Here is a 5,203-nt window from a genome sequence, read left to right as displayed (position 1 = left end):
ATGTGTTTTAACAAATCAAAAGGGGTTTTAATAACTGGCCCAAAGCTGAAAGCTTTCCGGAACCCCCAGCCTAGCTGGGGGTTTTCTGTGCACAATAAAAAGGCCTTTTTAAAGGCCTTTTTTGTAGAGAGGAATATTAATCGCTACCAAACAAATCGCGGGTATACACCTTATCGACAACGTCAACTAATTCTGGAGTCATACGGTTAGAAATAATAATATCCGCCTCACTTTTAAACGCATCCAGATCACGGACAACCCGAGAGTGGAAAAATTCATCCTTTTCCATTACGGGCTCATAAATAATAACCGGTACGCCTTTAGCTTTGATGCGCTTCATGATTCCCTGTATAGAGGATGCCCTGAAATTATCAGAGCCACTTTTCATGATCAAACGGTATACGCCTACGACTTTGGGTTTTCGTGCCAGGATTGAATCTGCAATAAAATCTTTACGTGTACGGTTGGCATCCACAATTGCAGAAATAAGATTATTCGGTACAGTCTGATAGTTTGCCAGCAGCTGTTTAGTATCTTTTGGTAAGCAATAACCACCGTAGCCGAATGACGGATTATTGTAATGGTGGCCAATACGTGGATCCAGACAAACACCTTCAATAATTTGTCGAGCATTTAGACCTAAGCTTTCAGCGTAGCTATCCAATTCGTTAAAATATGCCACACGCATAGCAAGATAAGTATTTGCAAAAAGTTTAATCGCTTCAGCTTCAGTAGAGTCAGTAAATAGCGTTGGAATGTTTTGTTTTACTGCGCCTTCCTGCAATAACTCTGCGAATCGAGTAGCACGTGGCGAACACTCCCCAATCACAATACGTGAGGGATGAAGATTATCATAAAGCGCTTTTCCTTCTCGCAAAAACTCAGGCGAGAAAATAATATTATCTGTGCCTAAACGTTCTTTAATTGACTGGGTAAAACCTACCGGGATGGTTGATTTAATAATCATCACTGCCAGTGGATTCACTTCCAACACATCGCGGATGACTGATTCAACGCTGGAGGTATTAAAATAGTTGGTTTTAGGATCGTAATCAGTCGGAGTAGCTATAATAACATAATCGGCATTTTTGTAAGCATCTTGCTTGTCGGTTGTTGCGCGAAAATTAAGATTTTTCGTTAACAGATACTCTTCTATCTCTTTATCTACAATGGGGGATTGCTTCATGTTAAGCATATCCACTTTAGCCTGCACAATGTCCAGCGCGACTACTTCGTGATTTTGGGCAATCAAAATACCGTTTGAAAGACCAACATAACCTGTTCCTGAAATAGTTATTTTCATTTGCTCTGACTTCTTTTGGTTAAACGTTTTAAGAGAATACATTTCCCAACAACCGAAACAACTGTTAGGTTTTTACCCCTGACATCGCTGAACTGTCAAGACGAGACAGTAAGCTGGAATACCTATATTATATCGCTATTCCGCTCAATCCCCTGCACTTACTCCTCCGTAGCATACTGTTTTGCTCAATAAAAAAAGCCCGGAGGAGCGCTCCGGGCCTGGATTTTCATGTTAGGCTAAATCAGATTAATCCAGCCATTCGGTATGGAACACACCTTCTTTATCAGTGCGTTTATACGTATGCGCGCCAAAGTAGTCACGCTGGGCCTGGATCAGGTTAGCCGGCAGTACCGCAGAACGGTAGCTGTCGTAGTAGGCTACCGCTGCAGAGAAGGTCGGTACCGGAATACCGTTCTGAACAGCGTAAGCCACAACATCACGCAGCGCTTGCTGATATTCATCAGCGATATTTTTGAAGTACGGTGCCAACAGCAGGTTTGCGATGCCTTTGTTTTCAGCATAGGCGTCGGTGATTTTCTGCAGGAACTGCGCGCGAATGATACAACCTGCGCGGAAGATCTTGGCGATTTCGCCGTAGTTCAGCTCCCAGTTGTATTCGTCAGATGCGGCACGCAGTTGAGAGAAGCCCTGTGCATAGGAGACGATTTTGCCAAGGTACAGCGCACGGCGCACTTTCTCAACGAACTCAGCTTTATCGCCAGCCAGCTTAGCCTGCGGACCAGAAAGTACTTTAGATGCCGCAACACGCTGGTCTTTCAGAGAAGAGATGTAGCGGGCGAATACGGATTCGGTGATCAGCGACAGCGGTTCGCCCAGATCCAGAGAGCTCTGGCTGGTCCATTTACCGGTACCTTTGTTCGCCGCTTCGTCCAGGATCACATCAACCAGGTATTTACCCTCTTCATCCTTTTTGGTGAAGATATCTTTGGTGATGTCAATCAGGTAGCTGCTCAGCTCGCCTTCGTTCCACTCGGTGAAGGTAGTGGCTAGCTCGTCGTTAGACAGGTTCAGGCCGCCTTTCAGCAGAGAATAGGCTTCAGCAATCAACTGCATATCGCCATATTCGATACCGTTGTGCACCATCTTCACGTAGTGACCTGCACCGTCAGCACCAATATAGGTTACGCACGGTTCACCATCTTCAGCTACTGCAGCAATCTTAGTAAGGATCGGTGCAACCAACTCATACGCTTCTTTCTGGCCGCCAGGCATGATAGAAGGACCTTTCAAGGCACCCTCTTCACCGCCGGAAACACCAGTACCGATGAAGTTAAAGCCTTCGGCGGACAGTTCACGGTTACGACGGATAGTGTCCTGGAAGAAGGTGTTACCGCCATCAATGATGATGTCGCCTTTATCCAGATACGGCTTCAGGGAGTCAATAGCAGCATCAGTGCCTGCACCTGCTTTCACCATTAACAGGATACGACGTGGGGTTTCAAGAGACTCGACGAACTCCTTCACCGTGTAGTGCGGAACCAGCTTCTTACCTGGATTCTCGGCTACAACTTCTTCGGTTTTTTCACGGGAGCGGTTGAAGATGGAGACAGTATAACCGCGGCTTTCGATGTTGAGCGCCAGGTTGCGCCCCATCACTGCCATACCGACGACGCCGATCTGTTGCTTGGACATTACATACTCCTGTCAGGTGTGGTCACCGCGCGACATATGCGCGGCTTGAATGTGACTTAGATGTTAACTCAACTCAGATATAAAATGATAGAAGCAAACTAAATACTATACTTAGTAAGTATTAAGTACTCTGTCCCAACACATCATGTTTTTTCACATATGATTTATTTACTTTAAGAAACTTCGACTCAACAAAATGCCATGAAAGGAACCCAAAAAAAATTGACACAATGATACTAACAAACATTCCGAAATAAAATTCAAACTGCAGTTTATTTATAATAAACTGTTGCACCGGGAAAGAATATATATATATACCATATGAATAATCAAATCGACCAGATATTATCTGGTCTTTAAATGAACAGCCGACAACTATTGTGATAATTGATAATAAAATATAACCCAACACATTAATTTCATTTTTATAAGCGACAGATAAAAGAATAAAAAACGATATCATAAATATATATTTCTTTATTTTTTTATCATTCCAATAACTTATCGTGAGAGCCATTACAGCTCCTGTTAAAAAGGATAAAGCCCTCACCGGAAGTGCCTGTAAAACCACTCCAAAAAACACTATTGATGTTTTATTAAACAGTAAATAAATAGAAATAATAAAAAGTACCACGAAAGAAATTAACATTGCTTTTAAAGCATTTTTAAATAAAAAAAACACTACACCCAAAAGAAGATAACATAAAAACTCAAGTGGTAACGTCCATAAACTATCATTGAGAGAGTATGGGTGAATAAAACCATCAAATATCCCGGAGTGAGGCGGTGCGCCCTGGATGGTTACGACGCTAATAATATTTTTCAGAATTGATATATTAATATAAGAAGATAAATCCCCCCACCTCAAGTACACGCCCAACACTAGATACATAAAAATTGCGCATGGCAACAACGCAGGGAATATTCTCCTTGCACGTTTTGATATATATGAGATGAACCCTTGACTTCTCATGCAAGATTTAGTAATCAAGAATCCCGAGATAGCAAAAAAAACAATAACCGCTACCCCCCCGTAAGTACTCATACCAAGAAAAATTGGCTCAGACAGTCCAGAAAGAGAGTACTGATGGGAGATAATGACGGTTATTGCCGCAAACAATCTAATTATGTCAAAACAGTTATCCCGATGTTCCATATTTTTCATTTAATAATCTTCATTTTATAAATATTCATATCCACCGCACATTTAGCGATGTCTTTTATAAGCATAGCGAATCAAAAACAAAGGTAACACATGAAAAAAGAATTTAATAATCAGAATAATACACCTCTTAAAACTAGCCTCTTTTAGCTTAAACATATACTTGAAGCGAACTGAAAACTCACTTATTGCTTTTCCAATCCCCCTTCTTCTGGAAAAAGTGCTATCATTAAGCCTATAGTCCAGCAAGACCTCGGGGATATTATGAAAACGATATCCTTTTTCAAGGAGAAAGAACCACAACGCCATATCCTCAGTAAATTGTGTATCTAAAGGATAACGAATCCCATCTTTGAAAACTGAACTTCTAAACATCACTGTTGGGTGTATAAATGGGCAACGGATTATACTGTATTTTTTAAGATCATCATGTTCGAGCGGAACTTTCTTTAATTCAAGTGCGTACTCACTACCAAATTCATGGCAATATCCGCCTAGTACGTCAATCTCCGGTCTATCTTCCATGAACCTAAACTGTTTTTCAATACGGTTTAAACGTGACACATCATCCGTATCCATCCTTGCAATGTATCGATAACCTCTACTTAAAGCCACATCGATAAGTGTATTCAGAGCAAAGGCCAGACCTTTATTTTTCTCTCCTCGCACAACATAGAAATTAGGTTCAGCTTCAAAACTCTCAATCACACTTTCCAAGGACTTATTAATTTCCCCATCAATATAAAGGTAAATATCTGCTTTCATAGTTTGAGAAAAAAGGCTAGAAAGACTTTGATGCAGATAATCTGGTTTTTCTGAATTATAAACACTCAGAATTATTGCTATGCTATGATTCATCCTAAGAAATAATCCATCTGATGAAACCTTAAAAAGAAAATAAAGGCTATGCTTTCGACACAGCCTTATACTTAAACATTAATTTAAAATTCTGAGTATTTCTTCTGTTTTACTTCTCATAAGTTGCTCATCTCCGCGCGATTCCACGTTCAGGCGCACCACCGGTTCGGTATTGGAAGAGCGTAAATTAAAGCGCCAGTCGACAAACGCCATGCTGATACCGTCCG

The 5,203-nt window shown here is 41.2% G+C and carries 4 protein-coding genes and 1 pseudogene; all 5 read right to left on the bottom strand.

What is annotated here, in order from left to right; genetic code table 11:
* Positions 1 to 136 precede the first annotated feature (136 nt).
* The gene (ugd, locus tag ABIE10_RS23485) at positions 137 to 1,303 is read right to left on the bottom strand and encodes a UDP-glucose 6-dehydrogenase (RefSeq protein WP_235117104.1); all 1,167 of its coding nucleotides are present in this window, start codon (positions 1,301 to 1,303) and stop codon (positions 137 to 139) included.
* 246 nt (positions 1,304 to 1,549) lie between these two features.
* The gene (gene gndA / locus ABIE10_RS23480; RefSeq protein ID WP_235117103.1) at positions 1,550 to 2,956 is read right to left on the bottom strand and encodes an NADP-dependent phosphogluconate dehydrogenase; all 1,407 of its coding nucleotides are present in this window, start codon (positions 2,954 to 2,956) and stop codon (positions 1,550 to 1,552) included.
* Between the two features lie 121 nt (positions 2,957 to 3,077).
* Positions 3,078 to 4,121 (bottom strand): acyltransferase family protein, encoded by a 1,044-nt coding sequence (locus ABIE10_RS23475; protein ID WP_235117102.1) that lies wholly within the window; start codon positions 4,119 to 4,121, stop codon positions 3,078 to 3,080.
* A 42-nt stretch (positions 4,122 to 4,163) separates the two neighbouring features.
* A complete protein-coding gene (locus ABIE10_RS23470; protein WP_259687021.1) occupies positions 4,164 to 4,976 on the bottom strand; it encodes a glycosyltransferase in 813 nt (270 codons plus the stop codon).
* A 78-nt stretch (positions 4,977 to 5,054) separates the two neighbouring features.
* Positions 5,055 to 5,203, bottom strand: a pseudogene (locus tag ABIE10_RS23465) (phosphomannomutase CpsG); the annotation flags it as partial.

This window comes from Citrobacter sp. 506 (genome assembly GCF_050434985.1).
Taxonomy (GTDB): Bacteria; Pseudomonadota; Gammaproteobacteria; order Enterobacterales; family Enterobacteriaceae; genus Citrobacter; species Citrobacter braakii.
Note: the sequence above shows the minus strand (reverse complement) of the source record. Positions and strands in the feature narration are given on the sequence as shown.